The sequence below is a fragment of the Xanthocytophaga agilis genome (assembly GCF_030068605.1).
GTDB classification, from domain to species: domain Bacteria; phylum Bacteroidota; class Bacteroidia; order Cytophagales; family 172606-1; genus Xanthocytophaga; species Xanthocytophaga agilis.
Genome location: NZ_JASJOU010000016.1, coordinates 112213 through 136151, shown reverse-complemented (window position 1 = coordinate 136151; position 23939 = coordinate 112213). Strand labels below are relative to the sequence as shown.

The following is a 23939-nucleotide window of genomic DNA, read 5'->3' as shown; positions in this document are numbered from 1 at the left end:
ATGGTTCCTTTAGTTTATCAAAAAGTAAACTAGAATTTGTTCTATAATAGGAGAGAAGAGTCCTAAAGTTGCGGAATATAAAAATCCTTGTTATCTGATTTTTTCTATTGAATTGCGTTGATTCATAGAGCGTTAAGTTAGTAAATAGGTTAAAAGTTTGTCAATGTGATTTCATCAATGAGTAAGAATCCTTGATTCGCCTTATCTTCGTGGTGTTTCTTTGTATGAATTGTTTAGCTAGTATCTGATGTATGTTAAATCAACCATATCCTTTTCGGGAAGTAACAAAAAGAGATAGTATAGGAATTGTGTTGGCGGGATTGTTTGTGGCAGGATTTTTAGTGTTCTTTCAGCCTTTTGGAATTTACCAATGGAATACTGAGTGCAAGGTTCTCAAAATTGCCGGATATGGTCTGGTAACAATACTCGTATTATTGATTGATTTTTATGGAATTCGTTTGCAATGGATTTCATTTTTTAATGAAAAAAGCTGGAAAGTTTGGAAAGAAATAGGTTGGGTAGTTTTTATTCTACTTAGTGTTACCATAGGAAATTACCTTTATAATATGTGGATACTGGATACCGCAACATTCCGGTTTCATAACTTCCTGGTTACCGCTATTACTACTTTCTCCATTGGTATTTTTCCAACAACAGGCTTTGTTCTGGCAAATTACATTGTCCGGCTGAGACATTATTCCAAACCTGTTGAGATACATTCCCCTGTTTATCCAGAATTCTCCGTAGTGGAATTAATTGCAGAGAATGAAAAAGATCGGTTAATAGTAAAGTCCTCTCAGCTATTATATATAGAAAGTGCGGATAATTATTGTACGGTGTGTATACAAACAGAGGGACGAATCACCAAAGAGCTAATCCGAAGTAGTCTTACCCGACTGGAGTCACAGGTGTCTGTATCGGATATCATCCGATGTCACCGTTCATATATTGTAAATCTGGAACAGGTAACACGTATTTCAGGTAATGCACAAGGATACAAACTTCATCTTTTAGGGCTGGAAGAGACTATACCTGTAGCACGAAAATATGCTAAACAAGTGCTTGAGGTACTTCAGAAAGCTTGACAAACGTCCCAAAAGCTTGTTTTTAGTCCCATTTCGTGTCAATTGTCCCAAAGCCTGCCTGCTTATCCCTTTGCTATTGCGGGCTCCCAATCCTCCTTCTACTTTTGCAGAGACCAAACCAAAAAACACATTTTGTTCACATGGAAGCTTTACAAAAACTAACACTTTATATTCACATTCTGGCAGGTTTTACCGCCCTTACTGTCGGATTGATTCCAATGTTTGCTAAAAAAGGAGGTAAGTTACATATCAATGCAGGACGTATTTATGTATGGGCTATGTATCTGGTTTCTTCTTCGGCATTAGTCACATACATAATCAAACCGTATCGTCCGTTTCTCCTATTCCTGGCGTTTATTGGAATATTTAGCTTTTATCTGACCTATACGGGAGTACAGGCAACTAAACAGAAAAAAGAAATTCTTCCAACGCTGAACGATTGGATTATTTCGGGAATAGGCCTTCTGGCAGGTATATGTATGATTGGGCTTGCAGTCTGGAATTTTACAGCAGGCAATACATCCTTTGCTATACTCTATGCAGTCTTTGGCGTTTTTTATGCTCGTATTGCCTCACATGATCTACAGGTCTACCGCAAGAAGGCCATTCCGGAGAAAACGGCTTGGTTTTTCCTACACATGGGTCGCATTATGGGGGCTTACTTGGCAACCTTAACAGCCTTTTGTGTGGTAAATGCTGCCAAAGTAGAATTTATCCCTCCACTAGTAGCCTGGATAGCTCCTGGAGTAATAGGGGGAATAGGAATTGGTGTCTGGACCCGATACTATCGTAAGAAGATGAAGGTGGCATAACAAAAAAGCCTTCCTGATATCAGGAAGGCTTTTTTGTTATATTTTTATTGATTAATCCATGCTTTTCGCAGAGCAATTTGTTCTGCTGTAGGACTAGCCATTGGTTCAAACAAATGTTTTTGTTCTACTTCTACTGACTGTACTTTGCCCTGTAGTTTCACCTGTTGTTCTTTTCCATCTGCACCTTGACGAGCTACTACCATTTCCAGGTTATCTCCTTCTTTGGTCTTTTCTCTGAACTCTGTAAATACCTGCTGTACATTTTCGATAGTTACATTATTGCCATTGATAGAGACAATTTCATCCTTCTCCTGATAGCCCATCTTCTTGCCAAAATCATTCATCTTGGCTGTGCTGGCAATCACCAGACGTTTGGTAGCGGCATTGAATCCCATCTCTATGTTACCCAAAGATATAGTTTTCACTTTACCTCCATTGGCTTTGTATGTGATACCTACAGCGGCAAAGCATTCTTCCAGAGGCAGACGTTCCGGACCATCCACGTACCGTTTAAAGAATGTTTCGATTTCAGGATAGGTAAGTTTGGTAATAACACTAAATAACTCTTCATCTTTGAATGGCTTGTCTTTGCCATAGTTTTTAGCCAGGTCTGCCATTAAGTTTTGTACCCCATACTTCCCACCTGATAGTTGGCGCAATTTGATATCCAGACAAAGGTTTATCAACGCACCTTTCTGATACACGTTGTCGTACTGGTCTTTATATACATCCAGACAGCCTTTGCTCATGGTTGTAAACGGAAGAGAATCATTGTATTGATCTGCAGCATAAAACTTATCACGTATCATCTCTGCATATTTAGGCAAATCAATCAAACCTTCTTTTACCTGCATATGGCCTGCAAAATATTCAGTCATTCCTTCGTAGAGCCACAAATGCTTGGACATTTGAGGTTTGTTGAAGTCAAAATAGTGAATCTGCTCTGAGTGAATGCTTAACGGTGCCAGAATATGGAAGAACTCATGTGAAGCCACATCCCGAATGGTCTGAGACAATTCTGCTGCACTATATTCAGGTAGGCAGTATAGAGAAGAATAGGAGTGTTCCAGTGCTCCCAGTTTGCCGGACTTAGGTTGTTTGTCAAACAAATAAATCAGGAAGGCATATTTCTTAATAGGCAATTTACCACCTAAATACTGTTTTTGTGCTTCCAGCATAGGACCAATGTTTGTTCCTACCTCTTTAGCAGATACCTTTTTATTAGGTGAATAAATAGAAATCAGAATATCTGCGCCACCTACCTTTAATATAGTAGTATCAGGTTTGTTATACATCATTGGGGAGTCTACCAGTTCATTGTAGGAATTAAGCAGATATGTATCTGTATTTCCTGTTACTTTGGAAGTATTTAAGGGTGTAGATCCGTAAAAACCTGCAGGTTTCACTACATTCACCTCGTAGGATACGCGTTTCTGGTCATCAAGATAGCCAAAGAAGCCATGTGTATTTAAAACAAAGTTTTTTTCTTCTTCAATGTTTGTCCCACCTGGCTCAAATACAAACTCGCCCTCAAGATCTGTGTCCCAGGTATCTTCTACTGTATAGCTGATCCGATGTAACAGGTTCGCTTGCTTAATCTTCCAACTGTTTTCATCTACCTTTTCTATTTGTAGCGGTTTGCCTTGCTTGTCTCTTGCCTGAAATTCGGAAACAAATCGGCCAAAATCATAGTTTGCATAAGTACCTGGTACTATTTTGGGAAGGTAATAGGTAACTTCTTTCTTGGTTTGGGGTGCAACAATAAGATTAACACCTACCTTATCTTGCTTTACTTTGGTAAGGTCAATCGTAAACTGATAAAAAGGAGTTTTGGGTGGCTCCACTGCCCATGCCGTAACAACGATTGTCAGGCTCATTACCCAACTGAACAGAATTTTTTTCATTGAGAACAAATTCAAGAAATGATTAAAATGAGAATGTTTTGTCAAAAATTAAAATACTACAACGATAACGTGGAGACTTTAATGGTACAATTTGTGTGCAATATTGCAAATTAGAGAATAATTATAATTTATAGTAAGGCATTGCAATAAACGGACGTGACCCCGGATAAGCGGTGATCAGAAATATATACGGATATTATGATAATAACGACGAACCTGAATAAAAATTTATACTTTTGAATGTTCTAAAAATAGTTATTCGTTTAAATGTATTTACTATGAAAATCTTTTTTACGCTGAGCACGAGCTTACTGTTGTTAGGTGCCTTGTTTACCTTACAGGCTCAGACAGTTACAGTAAAGCCTGCTACTGAATTTATTATCAGTAATGAAGCAAAAGGCGTGCAAACTGTATTATATATTGATGAAAAATATGTGACCAAAGGCTGGAAAGAATTTTTGAAAGAATATGGCAAGGTTGAAACTCCCAAAGGCAGCAAGAATGTATATTCCGTTGCTGTAGGCAAGATGCCAAATCTTTCATTTGCTCCCATAGCTATTACCAGCAAAGTTACCAGTAGTGATGGGGCTACAACTATTTTCTATTCCTTAAAAGACGATGCTGCCTTTATTACAGATCCTGCACATTCAAAATATTCCTCAGCTGTAGACTTGTTGCACGATTTTGGTGTAAGAATGTATCGTGAACAAGTGAATCGTGAGGTGGAAGTAGCACAGAAAGAACTTGATAAGCGGATTCGTACTAATGAGCAGTTGGTGCGCAAAGGTGAAAACCTTCAAAAAGATCTGGAGGAAAACAAAAAAGACAAGATCAGCTATGATGAGCAAATGGTAAAGAACCATAATGATTCTATCCAGTTGGTTCGTGACATTATCTTGAACAAGGACGAGCAAAAACAGACTGTGGAAGCCTATACGAAGCAGCAGACTGTTATGACTTCTGTAAAGTCCTCACTGGATTCGGCTGGTGTAGTTTATGTAGGAAAGAAGAAAAAGGATATGCCTGTGGAAATTCAGGCTTCTGAAAAAGAGTTGAAAGCCCGTGAAAAAGAAAGAGATAAAGCCATCAAAACCGGAGAGAGTCTTCGTAAGGATCAGGAAAAGAACGGTCGACAGAAAACAGACCTGCAAAACAAGCTGGCAAAAAATGCGGCAGACAGAGAGCGAATACCTAAAGAAATAGAAGCCAATCTGAAAGAACAGAAAAAAGCCCAGGAAGAAATTGAGAAACAAAAAAAGGTAGTGGAGCAGGTAAGAGCAAAACTAAATGACATTAAATAATTATTATCTATTCAATACAGGAGCCCGGCTACAAGTCGGGCTTTTTTCGTGTACTTGACTAACAGTCTTTTTACTATTTTGCTTTATATTGGTATCAAACTATTTCACCTGTTAACTACATGAAAACAATTGACAAACTTGCCTGGATTGAGTTAAAAAATAAATCTATCCTTTCTACCAGAACCTCTGGAAAAGACAAATACTATATTCCCGGAGGAAAAAGAGAACTTGGTGAAACTGATGTACAAGCTTTTGCAGAGAAATCAATGAGGAGTTGAGTATTAACCTGACTAACGATACGCTGCAATTAGTAGGAGTATTTCAGGCGCAGGCACACGGGCATCCGGAAGGAGCCATGGTACAAATGACCTGTTATATGGCAGAATATACTGGAGAGATAAGTGCTGCCTCTGAAATTGAAGAAATAACCTGGTTAAATTATAGCGATAAGGACAAAATTTCAGAAGTGGATAAACTCATATTTGACTTTTTGAAAGAGAAGGATTTGCTTTCCTGATATTGTATAGAATACAATGGTCAAGAATATCTTGCTGGTCTGGACATCTGTTCAGACCTTTTTTGTGTATGATCTTTTTCCTGGAAAATTTGTTACACCTATGGTGTGTCATTATTCGTACATCCAATCGGGTTTTAACGTAGTAGATTTTTATACATGGCGATTCGCTCTAGTACTGGTCGTAGTGGCAGACCAGGTAATGAAACTGATGAGAAAGTAACTTTACGGGAACGGCTAGGTGCTTTACGCAACCTGCCTGCTTTCTTTCGCATGGTTTGGGATGCCTCTCCCTCTTTATTTATTGCCAATGTTATCTTACGTATTTTTCGGGCTGCTATACCTGTACTAATACTCTACATTGGTAAATTAATTATAGATGAGGTAATACTTCAGACCAAACAATCCAATGCTGATCATGAACAACTGTGGTGGCTTATTGGTGCAGAACTAGGGCTAGCTATCCTATCAGATGGTTTGGGTAGATCCATTGCCTTGATAGATAGTTTGCTGGGTGATCTGTTTGCCAACAAGACCTCTGTCCAGATTATGGAGCATGCAGCTACACTGGACCTGGAACAGTTTGAAGATCCTACATTTTATGACAAGTTGGAGAGGGCTCGTCAGCAGACTATTGGCCGTACGGTGCTGCTATCTCAGGTGCTCGGTCAGGTACAGGATTCCATCACAATGTTCTTTCTGGCAGGTGGACTGGTTGCATTTAATCCCTGGCTGATTATGGTTTTGCTCTTGGCTGTAATTCCTTCTTTTTTGGGTGAGAACTATTTCAATGAGAAGAGTTATTCGCTGGTGAGAGGGTGGACTCCTGAACGTCGGGAACTGGATTATCTGCGCTATATGGGGGCTAGTGACGAATCGGCGAAGGAGGTGAAGATATTTGGACTATCCGATTTTCTGATTAATCGGTTTAAAGAACTATCCTGGCAGTTTTATACACAGAATAGACGTTTATCTATCCGGAGAGCTTCGTGGGGTAGCTTGCTTTCCGGTATTGGAACAATTGGTTATTATTCGGCATATGTGCTTATTATCTGGCGGACTATAGGAGGGAAGATCTCAATTGGGGATCTGACGTTTCTGGCAGGTTCCTTCAGACAACTGCGTAGTTTGCTGGAAGGTATATTGTCTCGTTTCTCCAGTGTATCACAAGGGGCTCTATATTTACGTGATCTGTTTGAATATTTTGATATAACGCCCAATATCGCTTCTCTCGATAATGCCCTGCCTTTTCCCCGTCCAATTCAACAGGGATTTGTTTTTGAGAATGTTGGCTTTCGGTATCATAATTCAGAACGATGGGCGAACCGACACCTGAACTTTACCTTACATCCGGGAGAGAAGCTGGCTTTGGTAGGGGAGAATGGAGCTGGAAAAACAACACTGGTAAAGTTGCTGGCGCGTCTGTATGATCCAACAGAAGGACGAATTTTACTGGATGGACGCGACTTGCGGGAATATGATCTGAAAGACTTGCGTGAAAATATAGGCGTAATCTTCCAGGACTTTGTACGATTTAAGATGACTGCCGGAACCAACATTGCTATTGGCAAGATTGGAGATAAAGAAAACCTGTCGCGCATTGAATCTTCTGCACAGCAAAGCCTGGCCAATCATGTAATCGAGAAACTGCCTGCCCGTTATGACCAGATGTTGGGACGTAGCTTCGGTGATGGAGTAGAACTATCAGGAGGGGAGTGGCAGAAAGTAGCCCTGGGGCGTGCCTACATGCGTGATGCACAGGTTCTGATTCTCGACGAACCGACTGCCGCTCTGGATGCCCGTGCCGAATACGAAGTATTTCAGCGTTTTGCAGAACTCACTCAGGGGAAAACGGCTGTACTGATATCACACCGCTTCTCTACGGTTCGTATGGCTGATCGGATTCTGGTGCTGGACAATGGCGAATTACTGGAAATTGGTAGTCATGAGGAACTGCTGCAAGTCAATGGTCGCTATGCTGAGCTATTCAGATTACAGGCGAGGGGGTATCAATAAAATTCATTTTACCCTTTATTCTTCTTTTGTTACAACTGTTCTGAAAAAGCCTGATGCATATTTTTTGACGCTGTCTGTATCTATGGTTCGTAAGTAAAGGTGGCCGTATAGGCTATCCCTACCTGGTAGGCTGCTTTATTGAGCATCAGTTTTTGTTTTTCACTATGGATAATAGGTTCTTTCTCGCCAGTAATCACATCATAAAATTGGTACGGTAACGTATTAAATGTATTTCCAGTTGCTCTTACACTGATCCCTGCTCCGGTAAAACCATCTGCATACCCGATCGTAATCCGCAAGGTATCTTTTTTGAGACTAGCTTCACATCTGAGCTTGTCCATTGTATACATCCGATCGTGAGAGTCTTGCAGTACTGCTATGGTTACAGTAGAGGTAGCTTTACGAGGTATTGTATCTTTATCAAGTAAGTTTAGTAACTCATATTCATTATCCATAAGGCGAAAAACGAGTTGCCTACTCAAAGTGGTGTCTACTGTAAACGTATCATACTGGTAATTCTGTTTTTGGTTACAACTGTTTATCAGGAATAAAAGGGTAGAAAGTATACTAAGTGACAGATAGTTCATTTGGTTTTAAGTAATCAACGTTTTTGAGAAAGGCAAAAAGAGAGAGAATTCTCTTCATAAAGACAGTACTGTTTTAGAATATTTCTTCCTTATGGTAACAGCATTGTTCAAATGCTTGCTCTTGCTTTTCCTTATTTCCAGAAAAGATATGAGATAAAATCAAACCCATTTATTTACAGAGTAGACCCAATTAGGTTTTCCTGACCAAATAATGCTAGCTTATCAATAATAGGCAATGCTTTTATGCCAAGGTCTGTCAGTTGGTATTCTACTCGGGGAGGAATTTCGGGATATGATTTTTTGCTTACCAGCTTATGTTCTACCAGAAAGTTTAGTTCCTGAATTAACATCTTTTCGCTTATGCCGGGAATGGTTCTTTTCAATTCGCCATATCTCAGTATCCTGTCGTTTATCTGAAACAGTATCAATAACGTCCATTTTCCTCCCAGTAAGTGTAAGGCTGCTTTTACAGGACAGTTTTCATCACAAGGATTAATTTTTTTTAAATTTTCTTCCATTTGTATTCGCTGATTTAAAAATTCTAACCCGTAAGTAGGTACCCAACTATTTGGTAAGTACTTGTACAAATGTAAGTGCCTCAATAGATTTGTACAAGTTTACGGTATATATGTAACTATCGATAGGAAGTATATACGTTTTTCACAATAAAAAAGAAACTCGTATATGAAAGTACTAATTTTTGGAGCCACAGGTTCACAACAGTTTAATGTAATTGGAGCAGCAAAAAGAAAAGGTGCAGAGGTACTTGCCACTACACATTCACAAACAAATTTCCCTCGCCTGACAAAAGCAGGTGCCACTCCCGTATTGGCAGATATGGCCGATGCCAACAGAATAATAGAAATTACGAAAGGAGTGGATGCTATTTCATTCTTAATTCCGGCTTCATTGCCTAATCCTGCTGATGGTTTACAATATGCCAGAAATGTGATTGATGCGGCCCGGATAAATCATGTAAAACTTATTGTCTGGAATACTAGCGGTTACCTTTCGCCCTCTAAAACCGGCATTCCCAGTGAGGATGTAAGACTGGATGTCAAAGAATACTTTGCGCAAAGCGGAGTACCCTATAGTATTATCGAGCCACCTTTGTATGCCGAAAACCTCCTGGCTCCCTATACGGTCAACTATGTACAGAATCAGAGAAAGGTAGCCTATCCCACACCAGAACAAATGCCCATTGGCTGGATTTGTTCTGAAGATGTTGGGGCATTGGTAGCCGAAGCTCTTTTCAAACCGGAACTGGCAGGGCAGTCTTTTCAGGTAAGTGGGCTGGACAATCTAAATGGGACTGAACTAGCCGAAAGGTTTTCTATAGGCCTGGGCGAAAAAATCACCTACTATGCTCTACCTCCCAAAGAGTTTGGAGATATCCTGCGAACATTTATGCACGATGAAGCTGCAACTGGCATTCAGCAATACTATCAGAGCCTGGCAACTGTCAGTGAATACCCATCAAAATACAACCCTAATATGCGAGAGGTTTTGGAAAAGCTTCCAGTGAAAATGACCCCAATGGAAGATTGGGTAAAAGCAAACCGGTACATTTTTCTAAAGTAAGTACATCCAACTACCACAAAGTATCATAAAGGGATACTTTGTGGTAGTTGTTATTCACTGACGTTTATGTAGTTTTAAGTCTTTATGAAGGCGTTTTCAACTTTTAGCATTCTCCATTGATATTTATCAATTATGAAAGCCTACTTTTGACTCTAGATCAATAGAATTTTAAATAATGTTGAGCAACGAGCTAAAAAATAGCTTTCATATCTTTGATGGATAACAGTATTAGACAGTCAGAGCACCCACCATATTTTAGCATTAGTAATCATAGTGAATGATAACCTGGAAACAACTTTTTACTGATAAGAAACAACGCAAGACGCTTATTATTCTTTTTATTGTGTCAAATGGACTATTTGTGATTAATGCTTCTTACACTTTGTACTTTAGAGAATCCTGGTTTGACACTTCAAAGAAACCATTGGTAAACGCAAAGTCAATAAGCAAAATCGAGATTCGCGAAGGCAGTTGGAAATGGAGTGATAACGAGTGGCATTTCAGCCATGATGCAAAACTTACAATAGTTGATAAAAAAGAGATAGAAACTTTTTGTACTACATTACAATCTGCTCCTGCAAAATACATTGACAACATTCGACCTATACATTGGCTTTATATATACTTCACACAAAACGGCGAAGAGAATTTAAGCATAGTCTTAAAAGTCAATTATCAAGATGAAACATTTATTGAGTATAACGATCATACGTATAATGGAACAGGCATTGCAGAATTAATAAGAAGACAATCGTTAAGCAAACTAGAAAAAAAGAACAAGTAGTATAGAAATGCTAGTACAAAATATGGTAGTCTAGTCGATTTACAAGAGCCTGTCCAAAACATGATGGATAGGAATAGGAACTATGACAGTTGTTTTATGACATTCTATTCCAAACTATATAGCATTATTTATTAAAGATGGTTAACAGGAGGGTTTAAGTAATTGTTTAACTCCATTATCTCCCTTGTACCTTGTACTGGGACAATTTCATAAGGAATTGCCTCATGATCAGAAGTGATTCCAAAATCATGAAATGTATAACCAAATATGGGTAAAAGGGAAACAATGACATTAAGATTATATTCTACCCTATCACACATGAGATCCAGTAATTAGCGATTTGTGTTTGCTGTTCAATAGGATGTGTCTGCATTTCTGTTAACTCACTCCAGACATCAATACATTGTCCATTCTTATATCTATCATAATAATCCATTTTTAATCAACTTAAGTACTTATTTCTCAGAAATTGGCTTTATTCTAGTGTTCTTGTATCCAAGATTACTTTATTAAAAATGATTTCTCTGTCTTTTAATGTATAATACCAGATTGTAGGTTCAAAATTTGAGGGAGGAGGAGGAATTTTATTTTCATCCTCTTTATTTATCGGTGCTGCAATTATCGCTTCTACAAAATTAAATTTCTTTTGCTGGTTGGTTTTAGTAAGTAACGAGGTTACCTTATTACTGAATACCAAGACAGGTACTCCTTTGAAATCGAAATACCCCAACAGGCTATCCTTTGTGGCACTGGTTAAATGTGTGTAACTGGTACAGTCAATGATGCCAACTTTAATTTCATAGACATATCTGGATTTTTCTTCAAGTCTTAAAACAGTAAAAATATCATCATGAGGACTTTCGAAGCTATCTTTCTCTTCCCGATACATTTTACGTAATATGGACTTTATGCCATGATGATTTACTGTCAATCGAGTAATAGAGATATGTGTAGATTCCTGACCATAGATGAATACTGATAGTAATAAGCATATCAAAAGACAATAGACTATTTTCATAGGATTATTCCAGCGCAACTTCTGAGAGTCGTTTTGTACATGATTTAATATGAGTGACTAGAAAGGATTTGTATATTGGCTATGTATTATTAGATCTGACATACCAGTTAATGCACTTTGATGTCCCAATTCCAGTCTTCATCTCTAAAAAGAGTAAAGGAAGAACGTCTGGATATTTCCACTCCTAATGAATCCAGCTTATAGTCTATGTTGATTTTTCCATTTTCATCCCCTTCAAGTACTTCTTCATCCGGAATCTCAAATCTTAGTCTCCTTTCTTCTATAGATACTCGCGCACTTGCTTATTTGGGTTAGTTTCTGATAACTTCAGAACATCCAAATGCAATATTCCATCCTTCGCAACAATCGGTATACTTGTATTCTGGAGGCCGATTATCGAGTATGATTTTACGATTATGTATACCCAGTTCTTTCAAATCTTTTTGGGTGAGGATTTGAGTCAGTGGAAAGCTATTTCCATCAACTACTATATCAAGCATCAATTCTCCTACATGTGTATCCCATCCTGTACAAGGGCCTGAATATGTAATTGCAGTTGTATCTTTCTGATTTAGTACTAATAGATTCTTTATTAATTCTTTTTCATTGCGTTTAGACAATAACCAGAATGCATAACATTTGAGTGTTGGATCTTTGGCTTTGGCCAACTGATTTAATTCAAATGAGAAAGCTATACTTCCCAAAAACTCCCCTACACTATGCAGTTGTGACCTTCTTCCCATCCCTACAGTGCAATTCTCAAAATGTTTAATAGTGACAGTATCTGTTTCTGTCACATAGTACCCTTTATAAGCAGAAAGATATTGCACACATTGATCTACTAATATAATGCGAACAAAAAATGCAATAAGTAGAAGACTTAGAAAGATGTTGACGGGTTTTCGTAGACTAGAAGGTTGTATCATGACCTTTGCAAATATAGTAGCTACCAAATCAAATGTATTATGGGAAGTTTTGTGCAAGTGCCATCATCAGATTGTTATCAAGTATTTACTTTCAAAATACAGAACATCATCCCGAGCAAACTATTTCTTTACCCCAGATTATCCTGTGTAAACTTGATTGGCAGCAAAGAATCAATAGATTGAAGAACACATACTGTATTATCTGCTCCCTGCAGCAACATTCGGATTGATTTTTGCTGCTTATATTCATACTCTAACAGAGCTTGTCTGCAAGCACCACAAGGTGATACAGAGACAAATGTTGGACTGCTGGCAGGTTTGGCTGTTACAGCTATGGCGGTGATGATCTGGCCGGGATAGTTGGCTCCTGTGGCAAATATAGCGGTTCGTTCGGCACATAATCCGGAAGGATAAGCGGCATTTTCCTGGTTGCTTCCTTTGATAATAGTGCCGTCTTCAAGCAATACGGCGGCTCCGACATGGAAGTTGGAATAAGGCGCATAGGCACCCTGTAATGCTTCCTGAGCTGAACGCATTATCATTTTATCTGTATCGGGTAATTCATCCCAGTCAAAAATTTCAACAGAAATTTCTAAATTGATCTTTCGCATCGTTTACCTATTTCAGTCAGAATACTATCTTTGCTCTGTTAAAAGGGGTGTGAAAGTAAAGATTTCTTTGTGAAAATCAAATAAAAGGTGATTTTTGCCCACAGCAAGAGGAATAGAGAGAAGAGGTATTTCGTTTAGTAGATAGATAGATGTCTGATGAGGAGATAAATTTCTGTGAGGCATCATTTATTTAGGAAGCAGATAGTATTTGAAAAAGACGGTTTATTAACGATTCAATATTAACAGGTTATGACTTTGGCAAGTGAAAATTCAAGCGAGCAAAAACGGATTCTGATTTTGGGCGCGGGTCGCTCTTCTACATATTTAATTGATTATCTGGCTAAAGTTGCCCCTGAGAAAAACTGGAAACTGATAGTAGGAGATATGGAGCTGGCTCCGGCACAGCGCAAAACTGAAATGTATCCACATGTGGATTCTATTCTGTTTGATGTATTTGATCAGAAACAACGGGAGATGCAGATAAATCAGGCGGATGTAGTGATATCTATGCTACCTGCTATCTATCATGTACATGTAGCACGGGCATGTATGCGTTTCAGCAAGCATCTATTTACAGCTTCATATATTTCATCGGAAGTACGTGAGTTGAACATTGAAGCTACCCGCAAAAATCTGCTGATTCTGATGGAGTGTGGTTTGGATCCGGGACTGGATCATATGTCTGCTATGCGTATTATAGATCGTATTCACGAAAAAGGTGGAAAGATATCTCTATTACGTTCATGGTGTGGTGGGCAGATTTCCAAGCAAAACAACGACAACCCGTGGAAGTATAAATTCACTTGGAACCCCCGTAATCTGGTTGTTTCCGGACAGAGTATGGTGAAGTTTTTGCATCATGGACAGTACAAGTTTATTCCTTCCCACCAAGTGTTTGCCCGGGTGGAGAATGTGAATATCAAAGGCTTTGGTGAAATGGAAGGATATGGAAACCGCGATTCGCTTAACTACAGAGAAGCCTATCGGGTACCTGAAGTAAGTACCTTATTACGTGGTACATTACGTCCTAAAGGGTTCAGTGAAGCCTGGCAAATTCTTGTTCGTCTGGGATTGACTGAGTCAGTGCATCGAATCGAAGGATCAGAGAATCTTACCTACAGAGAATGGGTGGAACTGTTTCTGGAAGAAAAATCTGAGCTTTCTCTGGCAGAACAGGTAGCTGAATACCTTAACGTAGATGTGAACTCTGAGGCTATGCGAAAAGTAATTTGGCTGGGATTGTTCAGTGATGAGAAAATCGGAATTGCCAATGCTACTCCTGCTGAGATATTACAGCATTTATTGGAAAAGAAATGGCAACTCACTTCAGAGGAAGAAGATATCATTGCTGTACAGCACGAAATCGAGTATGAACTAAATGGTGAACACAAACGCCTGGTATCTTCGTTATTGGTTAGAGGTGAAGACTTTATCCATACTGCCATGGCTAAAACTGTAGGTTATCCGCTTGCAGTAGCTGTTAAATTACTCTTAGAAGGCAAAATCACCGCTCGTGGTGTTCAGATTCCGGTTGTAAAAGAGATTTACGAGCCGGTATTAACTGAATTGGAACATCTGGGATTAGTGTTTCAGGAAGAAGAAACTACTATCGCCAACAGTGTAGAAGCCTAATATTCCAGAGTCAGATTGTAAAGCATATACATACCGGAGCCTACACCCTTTTGAAGAGTGTAGGCTCCGGTATGTAAGATTCATGTCCAGGATTTGAAATTATTTAGGCTATGATTCCTTTCACTAAGCTGCCATGTACATCTGTTAAGCGATAGCGCCTTCCCTGAAATTTGAAAACCATCTTTTCATGATCAACACCTAGCAGATTCATCACTGTGGCCTGAAAATCGTGAACATGTACCCCATCCTTGACAATATTGTATCCAAAATCATCTGTCTGCCCATAGGTAATGCCTTTTTTTACACCGGCTCCAGCCATCCAGATAGTAAAACAGCGTGGATGGTGGTCCCTGCCGTAATTTTCAGGGGTGAGTTTCCCTTGTGAATAGTTGGTTCGTCCAAATTCACCGCCCCAGATAACCAGTGTTTCGTCTAGTAGTCCTCTCATCTTTAGATCTTTAATCAGTGCTACAGAGGCTTGATCTACACTTTTGGCCATAACTTTTATATCATTGGGCAGATTGCCATGCTGATCCCACCCTTGGTGGTATAATTGGATAAATTTCACATCTTTTTCTGCCAGCTTTCGTGCCAGCAGGCAATTGTAGGCAAATGTGCCTGGTTTTCGGGAGTCTGGTCCGTACATGTCAAAGATATAGTCAGGCTCTTTGCTGATATCCAATGTTTCCGGAACTGACATTTGCATTCGGTAGGCCATCTCATACTGATTGATTCGGGAGTTTATTTCCGGATCTGTGGTATGTTTGTATTGCTCCTGATGCAGTTCTGATAAATAATCCAGCATTCGGCGTCGGCTAGCCCTATCCATTCCAGATGGATCATTGAGATATAATACCGGATCTTTGCCTGAACGAAAAAGAACCCCCTGATGCTCGGAAGGCAAAAAGCCATTACCCCAAAGTTTAGCATACAAGGGTTGATCGCCTTCTCGACCACGCGATAGCAAGACTACAAATGTGGGCAAGTTCTGGTTGTCACTGCCTAATCCATAACTAACCCATGAGCCAAAGCTGGGCCTTCCTGCCTGCTGAGAGCCTGTTTGTACAAACGTTACTGCCGGATCATGGTTAATGGCCTCTGTATACATAGATTTTATAAAACACAGATCATCGGCTATCTGTGTATGATACGGCAACAAATCGCTGATCCATGCCCGACTTTTGCCCCATTGCTTGAACTCAAACTTCCCAAACGCCAATGGAAAGGAACGCTGCCCGGAAGACATACCTGTCAGGCGTTGATTGCCTCGTATAGAAGAAGGTAATTCCTGTCCAAACATTTCTCTTAGTTTAGGTTTGTAGTCAAACAATTCCAGTTGAGAGGGGGCACCACTCTGAAACAGGTAAATAACACGCTTGGCCTTAGGAGCAAAGTGAGGTGTGCGGATAGGTTTGGGATCATCCGAGGCAAATGCGTTTAACGGATTGAGCAAAGATCCCAAAGCTACGGTTCCCAGGCCTAATACACTTCCTTTTAGAAATTCTCGCCGATTTATCTGGGAGGCAATCTTTTCTGTATCATTCATAGAATTACAAGTTCGGGGTAAAGATAGTTGTGTTCACAAATCCGAATATGCTAACGTTTCATAACAGTCTCTTCGAAGTTGATTAGCGTAGTAGCCACCATGCTACATGCTGCCAGTTCAGGCACATTGAGTGCCTTATTTACAGGATATTCACCTGTGCTTAGCAAACTGAGTGCACACTGTGGCTGTTTTTGAAAATCAGCCAGTTCTTCAGCATATAGTTTATTCAGCAAGTTAAGTTCTTTGTCTCGTGGGTGTCGGCCTACCAATGCTTTAAACGCAAAAGAGATACGTTGCTCTGGTGTGTTCCCGCCTTCTTTCATCATCCGTTCACCCAATAAGCGGGATGCTTCCATATATTGCGGATCATTCATCAGAATCAGAGCCTGTAAGGGTGTACTGGTTTTCTGACGCCGAACCACACAGAAATACCGGTCTGGTACATCAAAAGTGAGCATAGAGGGTGGAGGAGAGCTCCGTTTCCAGACAGTATACAGACTTCTGCGGTACAAATCTTCGCCATGGCTTTGTGTATAACTGGTCGCATTACGTGTGGCTAGTGCTTCCCATATTCCTGCTGGCTGATAAGGATATACACTAGGACCGCCAATTTTCCGGGTCAGCAGCCCACTGGCTGCTAGTATTTTATCCCGAATTACCTCTGCGGACAACCGATAACTTGGAGCTCTGCTTAATAATGTGTTATCCGGATCAATTTCCTGACTGATTTTAGATGTCAAAGAAGACTGCCTGTATGTGGCAGACATCACCATCTTTTTATGAAGCGCTTTGGCATTCCAGCCGGATTCCCGGAAATAGACTGCCAGCCAGTCCAGCAGTTCGGGATGTGTTGGTAAAGCACCCTGATTGCCAAAGTCTTCAATTGTAGAAACTAACCCTTTGCCAAAATACATAGCCCAGAATCTGTTTACCATGACACGTGAAAACAACGGGTTCTTTTTATCGAGTAACCAACGTGCCAACCCCAATCGATTAGCCGGATATTGGGTACTGTCAAATGCGAGAACGGTAGCGGGTGTATGAGGGCTAAGTGGTTCCTTCATTGGAGCATCATAAGCACCTCTGGCCAGAATAAATGTTTTGCGCTTTTGATTGGTAGGTAACTCACTCATGGTCATCACCTCAGGAATGTCTGTAAGTAATACTGTTTCCTGAAGCCGCAATTCACTTAGCTTTTGTTGATATGAAGCAAAGGATTCATCTATGTTCCATAAATAATAGTCAAATAATGCCTCCTGTTGTTTGGGTGTACGTTTTTCTATAGGAGTAGTGAAAATTTGATAAAGTGCATTTGTCCCTGTTGCCTGCTTGGTTATCTCTGGCTGAGTAAGCTTTCGTTTGTAAATAAGTAGTTCATCAACCTGAATGTCAGCTATAGTCCCACGCATATTTTTGCCAATCTCAAAAGGCATATAAGACCAGTTGCTGTTATGCGGACCATGCAGAATACTTTTGGTAAGATGATCAGTAATAACTTGTGTAGTTGCCTGTTTGCCATTGATATACAAGCTTATCCCTTCGGCTTTTGCACTGCCATCATAGGTTAGTAAAATGTTTGTCCACTGATTTACGCCAACTCTTTCCTGTGTACGGATTTCAATGCAGTTGGCAGGCCATACATAACTGAATATAGTAGTTAATGTTCCGTCGGCATTAAGTGATACATCGTATCCTCGAAATCCTTCAAATTCTCCGTTGTTCCGGTTAAAGATTGGACCTTTGATCCCTTTTTTGAGTACATTAACCCATAAACTGACCGAAAAAGGCTGGTTTCGTTCAAAATTCAAACCCGTATAATAGCGTTTTTTAGGGTCTGGCTGAAGATCTATTTTGCCAGCCAGATCAATACCACAGTCTCCTATTAGCTGTCTGGCTGTCCCAAACTTCCCGTTTACTTGCCTGGGTCGTTTATCTTTGTCTCCCGAACTATACGCCTTTAGATCAGTTTTGACTTCGTTTGTATACGTTGAGTCTGTCCCTGTATCAAAAGAAACATGTACCAGTAAATCTTTTGTGTGTATATCTGGTAGCTTCGAAATGGTTGGTAACTGAGATTGCCAGGCTTGAAAAGCTGTTTTATATGTAGGTTGGTTGGGATTTGCTTTTTCAAGCAGAGGAACCATTTGTTTACGAATAGCTTCCAGCTTTGCACTCACTTCTTTATCAGGAAGTAAGATAGAAGGTGATGCTTCGCCATTGTAAGGAATGATGCCACTTTCCTTATTCTGATTAAAGAAGGCAAACAGCGAGTAATAATCTTTTTGTGAAATCGGATCATACTTATGATCATGACACCGGGCACACTCTATCGTTAATCCCAGAAAGGCTTTTCCAAACGTATTCGCTCTATCTGCTACATATTCGGTTCTGTATTCTTCATCAATAATACCCCCTTCCTGACTCTGAGGATGATTTCGGTTAAAAGAGGTAGCGATAAGCTTATCCTGATCCGGGTTGGGAAGTAAATCTCCCGCCAGTTGCCAGGTAACGAATCGGTCAAACGAAAGATTGCGATTAAATGCTCGTATGACCCAGTCTCTATATGGGAAAGAGTTTCGCATGCCGTCATCCTGATATCCGTGTGTGTCGGCATATCTGGCCAGATCCAGCCAGTCGGATGCCATCCGTTCGCCATAATGAGGAGACGCAAGTAAGCGATTCACTACTTTCTCATAAGCGTGTATGGATGTATCTGCTAAAAAAGCATCAATTTCAGAAGGAGTAGGGGGGAGGCCGGTCAAGTCCAGTGATACGCGTCGTAAAAGTGTTTCTTTGTCTGCCTCAGGAGCAGGTATAAGCTTTTTTTCTTCAAGCTTCCTTGCTACAAAAAAATCAATTTCGTTAACAGGCCAGTTTTTTAACTTGATATCTGGCAGATCTGTTTTAGCTGGTGGAATTAATGACCAATGTGTTTTGTATTCGGCACCTTGTTTGATCCATTTAACAATCAGTGCTTTCTCTTCTTCATTTAGAGACAGGTGAGATTCTGGAGTAGGCATCATAAACTTGGGATCATTGGATAAGATCCTGTTTACTACCTCGCTCTCCGACAGATTACCTGGTACAATGGCATGTTTACCCTTATTTTCAGGTAGCTCACTGAATGCACCATCTGGTGTGTCTAATCGCAAACCTGCCTTTTGTTTGTTCTTGTCTGGTCCATGACAGGCAAAGCAGCGATCCGACAGCAATGGTTTGACATGCAGATTATAATCAACCTTATCAGGCAAGGCATTGTAGGCTATTTCAATCTCTTTGGGAACAGATTCTGTACAGGATGCCAGCAGCAGCATACCCACAAAGCCAGTACCGTACTTTATGTATTCTATCCAACGTTTTGTTCTCATATAATAGATATAACAGAGTTCCTTATATGATAATTATCAAATCTACTAAAGAGTTATGTATTATACGATTGAAAAATGGTATTATTTGTGGTGTATTGGATATTTATAAAGAGTTTAGTATCTTTTTTGAAGCAGATTTATATTGAGATGCAGCTCAAGCTTTTTTACAAAATTCCCTTTAAGAAAGGTAGCTGATAGAAATGTCGGCCAGAAAGCTGTCATACAGCCATAGATCTATATATTTGCATTGTTTTTGAAATATTATGCTCTAAAATTTGGGCAGAAAGCTAAAATAGATAGAGCTTAGAGTGAAGATGGATCGGCTGGTATTTAGGGAAGATAAATGTAATTTACTGTAGCGTGAGTATGATACTTGATTTATGCGTTTATTAAAATATATTCTGTGCCTAGTGGCAGGTTTGTTGCATTTTGTGGTGATAGCGCAGGAAAGTACAATAGAACTGGGATCTAAAACTATTGCCTGGGACGAGCCATTCGCTATAACATTGATCATTAAAAATACGCAACAGCCCAATGTATATTCTTCTTTTCCAGAGATTAAAGGATTTCGTAAACGGGACATTGTACTGGTAACAAGCAAGGAAACCGTTGCAGGGAAAAGTCTGACTGTTCAGCGTATTACTCAAAATTACATGGCAGAGAAGCAGGGTAGTTTTGTGTTGAATGATTTTGTCATGACTGTCAACGAAAAAGAGGTTGAGGTAAAAGGAATCACTATATCAGTAACAGCACCTATAAATCCCAACTACGAGTTACTGCAGGATAGTACACTGGCAAAAGAGATTTCCTCTGTGGCAACGGAATATGCCAATGTAAAAGACAATGCCTTTCTGGCTTTAAGTATTGACAAAGAGCAAGTATATGTGGGGGAAGGATTTACTGTTTCATTAGCTATCTATATTGCAGATAACAATCCTATAGAACTGGTTGCCTATAAGACAGGTGAGCAACTGATTGATATTCTGAAAAAGATAAAGCCAAAAAATTGCTGGGAAGAAGATTTTCGGATACGTGAGTTTCAATCTTTTCCAGTGACGATAAAAAAGAGAAAATACACCCAGTATAAAATCTATCAGGCAACGTTTTATCCTTTCAATACGGATACTGTACGGTTTGGGCAGGTAGGATTAACTATGCTGGCAAAAAAGACAGGCAATAAGAAAGAAAATCAGCAGACGTTTTATTCCTATCCCAAAGAAGTCACTGTCAAAGAGTTGCCTCCACATCCTTTGCAAAAAGGGATTGCTGTAGGTAAGTTTGAAATGGAAGAGGCTATCAGTCAACGATATCCCAGAACAGGGAAAGGATTTTATTATCAGTTTAAAATAAAAGGAGAAGGCAATTTTTCAGCAGTAAATGTTCCCTCTCCTGCTTCCAATGCTGTATTTGACTTTTTTCCTCCTGAGAGTAAACTGAGCCTGAACCTGACAGGGCGCAAGGTAGTAGGAGATAAAGTTTTTCAGATCTATGCCTTACCTAAGGAGCCTGGTGTGTATAATTGGCGGGATTACTTCCAGTGGATTTATTTTAATATAGAAAAGAAAGACTATGATACTTTACGATCCCAATTAACACTGAATATCAAAGGGGAGAGTTTGCGAAATCTGAGCATTTCTTCCAGTGATCTCGGAGGGATATATGATCGTATGAATACAGAAAATAATGAACTGTATCCACTCGATTCAAAAGATAGAGTGCGATGGAGTGCAAATATTTTAATAGGAGTGATGATGGGTATTACTTTGATTTTAATTTTGTGGCAGCAACAAAAGCCTGGAGGCAATAAATCCTAAGTATTTATAGACTATATTCTCATTTTAGATAGCATTTTTTCATGGCACTTCGTTACAGGAACAGCATTCTGGTATTATTTATTAGTGGATTGGTTCTACTAGCATCCGCATGTGGTGGCGAACCGGATTATGTTCCCAAACCTAAAGGATACAACCGGATAGATTTACCAGACCATACCTATCAATCATTGGAAGGAAAGTATCCGTATCAGTTTGAATATTCCTCACATGCTATTATTCGGCCTGATACATTTGCGACAGCTGAGCCATATTGGATTTTTGTATACTATCCAGCATTGAAAGCCAATCTTCAGCTTACCTATAAATCGGTTGATGAGGATCCTAAAAAATTTCAGGAGTTGATTAATGATGCCTATCGTCTTGCCAACAAACACAATGTAAAGGCAGAGGCTATTGATGAATTTATCATGAAAACCAAAGATGGCAAAACTGCCAATCTTTTTACCCTACAGGGAGAGGTACCCAGTCAGTTTCAGTTCTACATAACAGATACCACTACTCATTTTTTCAGAGGTGCATTGTATTTCAAAACGGCTACTAAAAATGATTCTCTGGCGCCCGTGATTGACTATATTAAGAAAGATGCCATGCATATGCTGAATACGCTTAAGTGGAAATAGAGCCTTGCTGCTGGCTGGAGTCTTCAATATCCTCCTATGCCAGACCGACTTGGGGAATAGACCCTCAGCCAAGGTCTATTTGCGGGGTGTCCATTTTATTTCCTCTTTGTCCAATGCATGCGACATGTACCTGGACAAGACAAATAAGTAATCCGAAAGGCGATTCAGATAGATAATAATCAGATCTTCAACATATTCCCGTTCGCTTAAACGAATCACCTGGCGTTCGGTACGGCGGCAAACTGTTCGGGCAATGTGGCAGAAAGACACACCCTGATCCCCTCCCGGAAGTATAAACGACCGAAGTTCGGGTAGTTGGGCATTCATTTTGTCTATCTCTGTTTCAAGCAAGGTTACATCTGTATCGAATAAGTCGGGTATACTCATTTTATTTTTTTCAGGATCTGCTGCTAAGGAAGAGCCAATGGTAAACAATCGGTCCTGAATTGTCTTAAGTATATCAAGATGGATCGCATTGACCTGCTGGTCCCGAACAAGTCCTATGTGACTATTGAGTTCATCTACCATACCATAGGCCTCAATACGATCGTGAGACTTTAATACACGGGTACCACCAAGCAAAGAGGTATATCCTTTGTCTCCGGTTTTGGTATAAATTTTCATAGGTCTAGTAATAACAGAAACGTAAAACGCGATTAGGATTATGGGAAATAGTCTACAAAATCATTTGTCAAATGTATAGTAATAAAGTTAATACCTAACAATTCTATGAACAGATCTCAGAGTAATGTATTGGGATTCCTTATGAATCTTCAAAAATATGTAGATGATGCCGTCAGCCTGGCTATACGGTATATTCCCCAACTTGTATTAGCCATTCTTGTACTCTTGATTGGCTTGTGGATTGCTAACCGGCTAACTGCTTTATTAGGAAAGGCTATGGAGCTTCGGGGAATAGATGTTTCCCTGCGTTCTTTTTTGAAAAGCTTACTGAATATCGGATTGAAAATTCTTCTTTTGTTCAGTGTAGCAGATATGATTGGCATTCACACCACCTCTTTTCTTGCAGTTTTGGGTGCTGCAGGTTTGGCCATCGGTTTAGCCTTACAGGGTAGTTTATCTAACTTTGCAGGGGGAGTGCTGATATTGATTCTGCATCCGTATCGTGTAGGAGATCTGATTACTGCACAGGGGCAGACTGGACGTGTAAAGGAGATTCAGATATTCAATACTATTCTCCTTACCGAAGATGGAAAGACCGTTATCTTGCCCAATGGAGCTGTTTCAAACAGTACCATTATCAATCTTACTACTTCTGGTGCACATACCTTTACAGTTACATTGGATATAAATGCAAACAGTGATTTTGAAAAGGTTAAAGATAAGTTACAATCCTTCATGAAAGCAGATGAAAGAATTACAGATTCCTGGGTGACTATCTCAAAACTTACTCCAGCCGTGATGACAATTTCTGTTACGGGCACTACTGCTACAGACAACTCTGCTCTTATTCAAAGTGATTTATTGCTGAAAATGAAGCAATGGATCAATGAAGAAAAAATCGCCTGATTTGTAGTTGAGTCCTGGCAAATTGTGGAAAAAACTCTTTTTTCTGCTTGCTCCCACTTCCTGTCCTTCTGAGAGAAACTTCCCGCCACGGCGGGACACGTGTGACAAATAGAGCCATGTTTGGTTTCAGAGATAAAAAAATCTCCAAATCCAAAGGTCGTCGGTCTTGCCACGCCTGTCCCGACAAAGGCGGGAAAGTCCTTTCAGAAAGATAGGAGGAAGACCTTTATTTATAGATCTCTTCTATAGGAAAGATGAAACAAGATGAG

22 protein-coding genes are annotated in these 23939 nt (G+C 39.8%); 12 read left to right on the top strand and 10 right to left on the bottom strand.

Translation table 11 applies throughout. The features are described from left to right. The first annotated feature begins 251 nt into the window (after nt 1–251). Nucleotides 252–1085: a LytR/AlgR family response regulator transcription factor gene (locus tag QNI22_RS32620; RefSeq protein WP_314517549.1), complete on the top strand. Its 834-nt coding sequence runs from the start codon at nt 252–254 to the stop codon at nt 1083–1085. A 140-nt stretch (nt 1086–1225) separates the two neighbouring features. Then, nucleotides 1226–1897, top strand: a complete 672-nt coding sequence (locus QNI22_RS32615) for a DUF2306 domain-containing protein (protein WP_314517547.1) — start codon at nt 1226–1228, stop codon at nt 1895–1897. Nucleotides 1898–1941: 44 nt separating this feature from the next. On the opposite strand, the gene QNI22_RS32610 is transcribed toward QNI22_RS32615, so the two are convergent. Beyond that, nucleotides 1942–3801: a M61 family metallopeptidase gene (locus QNI22_RS32610; RefSeq protein WP_314517546.1), complete on the bottom strand. Its 1860-nt coding sequence runs from the start codon at nt 3799–3801 to the stop codon at nt 1942–1944. Between the two features lie 278 nt (nt 3802–4079). Between QNI22_RS32610 and QNI22_RS32605 the strand changes: the two genes are divergently transcribed. The 4 genes from QNI22_RS32605 to QNI22_RS32590 all read left to right on the top strand — a co-directional run bounded on the left by QNI22_RS32605 (nt 4080) and on the right by QNI22_RS32590 (nt 7632). Then, the gene (locus QNI22_RS32605; protein WP_314517543.1) at nt 4080–5102 is read left to right on the top strand and encodes a hypothetical protein; all 1023 of its coding nucleotides are present in this window, start codon (nt 4080–4082) and stop codon (nt 5100–5102) included. A gap of 119 nt (nt 5103–5221) precedes the next feature. Next, entirely contained in the window at nt 5222–5380 is a 159-nt protein-coding gene (locus tag QNI22_RS32600) for an NUDIX hydrolase (RefSeq protein ID WP_314517541.1), read from the top strand. Next, complete coding sequence (locus QNI22_RS32595) at nt 5377–5619, top strand: NUDIX hydrolase (RefSeq protein WP_314517538.1); 243 nt, start codon at nt 5377–5379, stop codon at nt 5617–5619. Before QNI22_RS32600 ends, QNI22_RS32595 begins: the two co-directional genes overlap by 4 nt. A 156-nt stretch (nt 5620–5775) precedes the next feature. Continuing rightward, nucleotides 5776–7632: an ABC transporter ATP-binding protein gene (locus tag QNI22_RS32590; RefSeq protein ID WP_314517535.1), complete on the top strand. Its 1857-nt coding sequence runs from the start codon at nt 5776–5778 to the stop codon at nt 7630–7632. 80 nt (nt 7633–7712) lie between these two features. On the opposite strand, the gene QNI22_RS32585 is transcribed toward QNI22_RS32590, so the two are convergent. Then, on the bottom strand, nt 7713–8219 hold the full coding sequence (locus QNI22_RS32585) for a hypothetical protein (RefSeq protein WP_314517533.1): 507 nt from the start codon (nt 8217–8219) through the stop codon (nt 7713–7715). 173 nt (nt 8220–8392) lie between these two features. Next, nucleotides 8393–8737: a winged helix-turn-helix transcriptional regulator gene (locus QNI22_RS32580; RefSeq protein WP_314517532.1), complete on the bottom strand. Its 345-nt coding sequence runs from the start codon at nt 8735–8737 to the stop codon at nt 8393–8395. A 166-nt stretch (nt 8738–8903) separates the two neighbouring features. On the opposite strand from QNI22_RS32580, the gene QNI22_RS32575 reads away from it, so the two are divergent. Continuing rightward, nucleotides 8904–9800, top strand: coding sequence for an SDR family oxidoreductase (locus QNI22_RS32575; RefSeq protein ID WP_314517529.1), 897 nt, complete (start codon nt 8904–8906; stop codon nt 9798–9800). Nucleotides 9801–10077: 277 nt separating this feature from the next. Beyond that, nucleotides 10078–10584 (top strand): hypothetical protein, encoded by a 507-nt coding sequence (locus QNI22_RS32570; RefSeq protein ID WP_314517527.1) that lies wholly within the window; start codon nt 10078–10080, stop codon nt 10582–10584. 304 nt (nt 10585–10888) lie between these two features. Here QNI22_RS32570 and QNI22_RS32565 read toward each other — a convergent pair whose 3' ends face one another. The 4 genes from QNI22_RS32565 to cdd all read right to left on the bottom strand — a co-directional run bounded on the left by QNI22_RS32565 (nt 10889) and on the right by cdd (nt 13139). Next, nucleotides 10889–11020 carry a hypothetical protein gene (locus QNI22_RS32565; protein ID WP_314517526.1) on the bottom strand — a complete coding sequence of 44 codons (132 nt, stop codon included), beginning with the start codon at nt 11018–11020 and terminating at the stop codon, nt 10889–10891. A gap of 39 nt (nt 11021–11059) precedes the next feature. Then, entirely contained in the window at nt 11060–11602 is a 543-nt protein-coding gene (locus tag QNI22_RS32560; protein WP_314517525.1) for a hypothetical protein, read from the bottom strand. 311 nt (nt 11603–11913) lie between these two features. After that, nucleotides 11914–12528: a hypothetical protein gene (locus QNI22_RS32555; RefSeq protein ID WP_314517524.1), complete on the bottom strand. Its 615-nt coding sequence runs from the start codon at nt 12526–12528 to the stop codon at nt 11914–11916. 128 nt (nt 12529–12656) lie between these two features. Then, the gene (gene cdd / locus QNI22_RS32550) at nt 12657–13139 is read right to left on the bottom strand and encodes a cytidine deaminase (RefSeq protein ID WP_314517523.1); all 483 of its coding nucleotides are present in this window, start codon (nt 13137–13139) and stop codon (nt 12657–12659) included. A gap of 249 nt (nt 13140–13388) precedes the next feature. Between cdd and QNI22_RS32545 the strand changes: the two genes are divergently transcribed. Next, nucleotides 13389–14771: a saccharopine dehydrogenase C-terminal domain-containing protein gene (locus tag QNI22_RS32545; protein ID WP_314517521.1), complete on the top strand. Its 1383-nt coding sequence runs from the start codon at nt 13389–13391 to the stop codon at nt 14769–14771. 103 nt (nt 14772–14874) lie between these two features. Here the strand turns inward: QNI22_RS32545 and QNI22_RS32540 are convergent, their stop codons facing one another. Both QNI22_RS32540 and QNI22_RS32535 read right to left on the bottom strand, forming a co-directional pair. Then, the gene (locus QNI22_RS32540) at nt 14875–16317 is read right to left on the bottom strand and encodes a DUF1501 domain-containing protein (RefSeq protein ID WP_314517518.1); all 1443 of its coding nucleotides are present in this window, start codon (nt 16315–16317) and stop codon (nt 14875–14877) included. A gap of 50 nt (nt 16318–16367) precedes the next feature. Continuing rightward, entirely contained in the window at nt 16368–19685 is a 3318-nt protein-coding gene (locus QNI22_RS32535; RefSeq protein WP_314517517.1) for a DUF1553 domain-containing protein, read from the bottom strand. A 380-nt stretch (nt 19686–20065) separates the two neighbouring features. Between QNI22_RS32535 and QNI22_RS32530 the strand changes: the two genes are divergently transcribed. After that, nucleotides 20066–21499, top strand: coding sequence for a hypothetical protein (locus QNI22_RS32530; protein ID WP_314517515.1), 1434 nt, complete (start codon nt 20066–20068; stop codon nt 21497–21499). A 41-nt stretch (nt 21500–21540) separates the two neighbouring features. After that, nucleotides 21541–22140, top strand: coding sequence for a gliding motility lipoprotein GldD (gldD, locus tag QNI22_RS32525; protein ID WP_314517514.1), 600 nt, complete (start codon nt 21541–21543; stop codon nt 22138–22140). A 75-nt stretch (nt 22141–22215) separates the two neighbouring features. Here gldD and QNI22_RS32520 read toward each other — a convergent pair whose 3' ends face one another. Continuing rightward, nucleotides 22216–22764 (bottom strand): cob(I)yrinic acid a,c-diamide adenosyltransferase, encoded by a 549-nt coding sequence (locus QNI22_RS32520; RefSeq protein WP_314517511.1) that lies wholly within the window; start codon nt 22762–22764, stop codon nt 22216–22218. 105 nt (nt 22765–22869) lie between these two features. Here QNI22_RS32520 and QNI22_RS32515 point away from each other — a divergent pair, with 105 nt between their 5' ends. Continuing rightward, nucleotides 22870–23670 carry a mechanosensitive ion channel family protein gene (locus QNI22_RS32515; RefSeq protein ID WP_313983561.1) on the top strand — a complete coding sequence of 267 codons (801 nt, stop codon included), beginning with the start codon at nt 22870–22872 and terminating at the stop codon, nt 23668–23670. Nucleotides 23671–23939 lie beyond the last annotated feature (269 nt).

What these genes read in the sequence shown, in the direction of transcription:
- QNI22_RS32555 (WP_314517524.1), bottom strand. Translation starts at nt 12,528, where the DNA reads ATGATACAACCTTCTAGTCTACGAAAACCCGTCAACATCTTTCTAAGT.
- QNI22_RS32605 (WP_314517543.1), top strand. Translation starts at nt 4,080, where the DNA reads ATGAAAATCTTTTTTACGCTGAGCACGAGCTTACTGTTGTTAGGTGCC.
- QNI22_RS32620 (WP_314517549.1), top strand. Translation starts at nt 252, where the DNA reads ATGTTAAATCAACCATATCCTTTTCGGGAAGTAACAAAAAGAGATAGT.
- QNI22_RS32590 (WP_314517535.1), top strand. Translation starts at nt 5,776, where the DNA reads ATGGCGATTCGCTCTAGTACTGGTCGTAGTGGCAGACCAGGTAATGAA.
- QNI22_RS32585 (WP_314517533.1), bottom strand. Translation starts at nt 8,219, where the DNA reads ATGAACTATCTGTCACTTAGTATACTTTCTACCCTTTTATTCCTGATA.
- QNI22_RS32615 (WP_314517547.1), top strand. Translation starts at nt 1,226, where the DNA reads ATGGAAGCTTTACAAAAACTAACACTTTATATTCACATTCTGGCAGGT.
- QNI22_RS32520 (WP_314517511.1), bottom strand. Translation starts at nt 22,764, where the DNA reads ATGAAAATTTATACCAAAACCGGAGACAAAGGATATACCTCTTTGCTT.
- QNI22_RS32545 (WP_314517521.1), top strand. Translation starts at nt 13,389, where the DNA reads ATGACTTTGGCAAGTGAAAATTCAAGCGAGCAAAAACGGATTCTGATT.
- QNI22_RS32515 (WP_313983561.1), top strand. Translation starts at nt 22,870, where the DNA reads ATGAACAGATCTCAGAGTAATGTATTGGGATTCCTTATGAATCTTCAA.
- QNI22_RS32530 (WP_314517515.1), top strand. Translation starts at nt 20,066, where the DNA reads ATGCGTTTATTAAAATATATTCTGTGCCTAGTGGCAGGTTTGTTGCAT.
- QNI22_RS32610 (WP_314517546.1), bottom strand. Translation starts at nt 3,801, where the DNA reads ATGAAAAAAATTCTGTTCAGTTGGGTAATGAGCCTGACAATCGTTGTT.
- QNI22_RS32540 (WP_314517518.1), bottom strand. Translation starts at nt 16,317, where the DNA reads ATGAATGATACAGAAAAGATTGCCTCCCAGATAAATCGGCGAGAATTT.
- QNI22_RS32535 (WP_314517517.1), bottom strand. Translation starts at nt 19,685, where the DNA reads ATGAGAACAAAACGTTGGATAGAATACATAAAGTACGGTACTGGCTTT.
- QNI22_RS32580 (WP_314517532.1), bottom strand. Translation starts at nt 8,737, where the DNA reads ATGGAAGAAAATTTAAAAAAAATTAATCCTTGTGATGAAAACTGTCCT.
- QNI22_RS32570 (WP_314517527.1), top strand. Translation starts at nt 10,078, where the DNA reads ATGATAACCTGGAAACAACTTTTTACTGATAAGAAACAACGCAAGACG.
- QNI22_RS32560 (WP_314517525.1), bottom strand. Translation starts at nt 11,602, where the DNA reads ATGAAAATAGTCTATTGTCTTTTGATATGCTTATTACTATCAGTATTC.
- QNI22_RS32575 (WP_314517529.1), top strand. Translation starts at nt 8,904, where the DNA reads ATGAAAGTACTAATTTTTGGAGCCACAGGTTCACAACAGTTTAATGTA.
- cdd (WP_314517523.1), bottom strand. Translation starts at nt 13,139, where the DNA reads ATGCGAAAGATCAATTTAGAAATTTCTGTTGAAATTTTTGACTGGGAT.
- QNI22_RS32565 (WP_314517526.1), bottom strand. Translation starts at nt 11,020, where the DNA reads ATGGATTATTATGATAGATATAAGAATGGACAATGTATTGATGTCTGG.
- QNI22_RS32600 (WP_314517541.1), top strand. Translation starts at nt 5,222, where the DNA reads ATGAAAACAATTGACAAACTTGCCTGGATTGAGTTAAAAAATAAATCT.
- gldD (WP_314517514.1), top strand. Translation starts at nt 21,541, where the DNA reads ATGGCACTTCGTTACAGGAACAGCATTCTGGTATTATTTATTAGTGGA.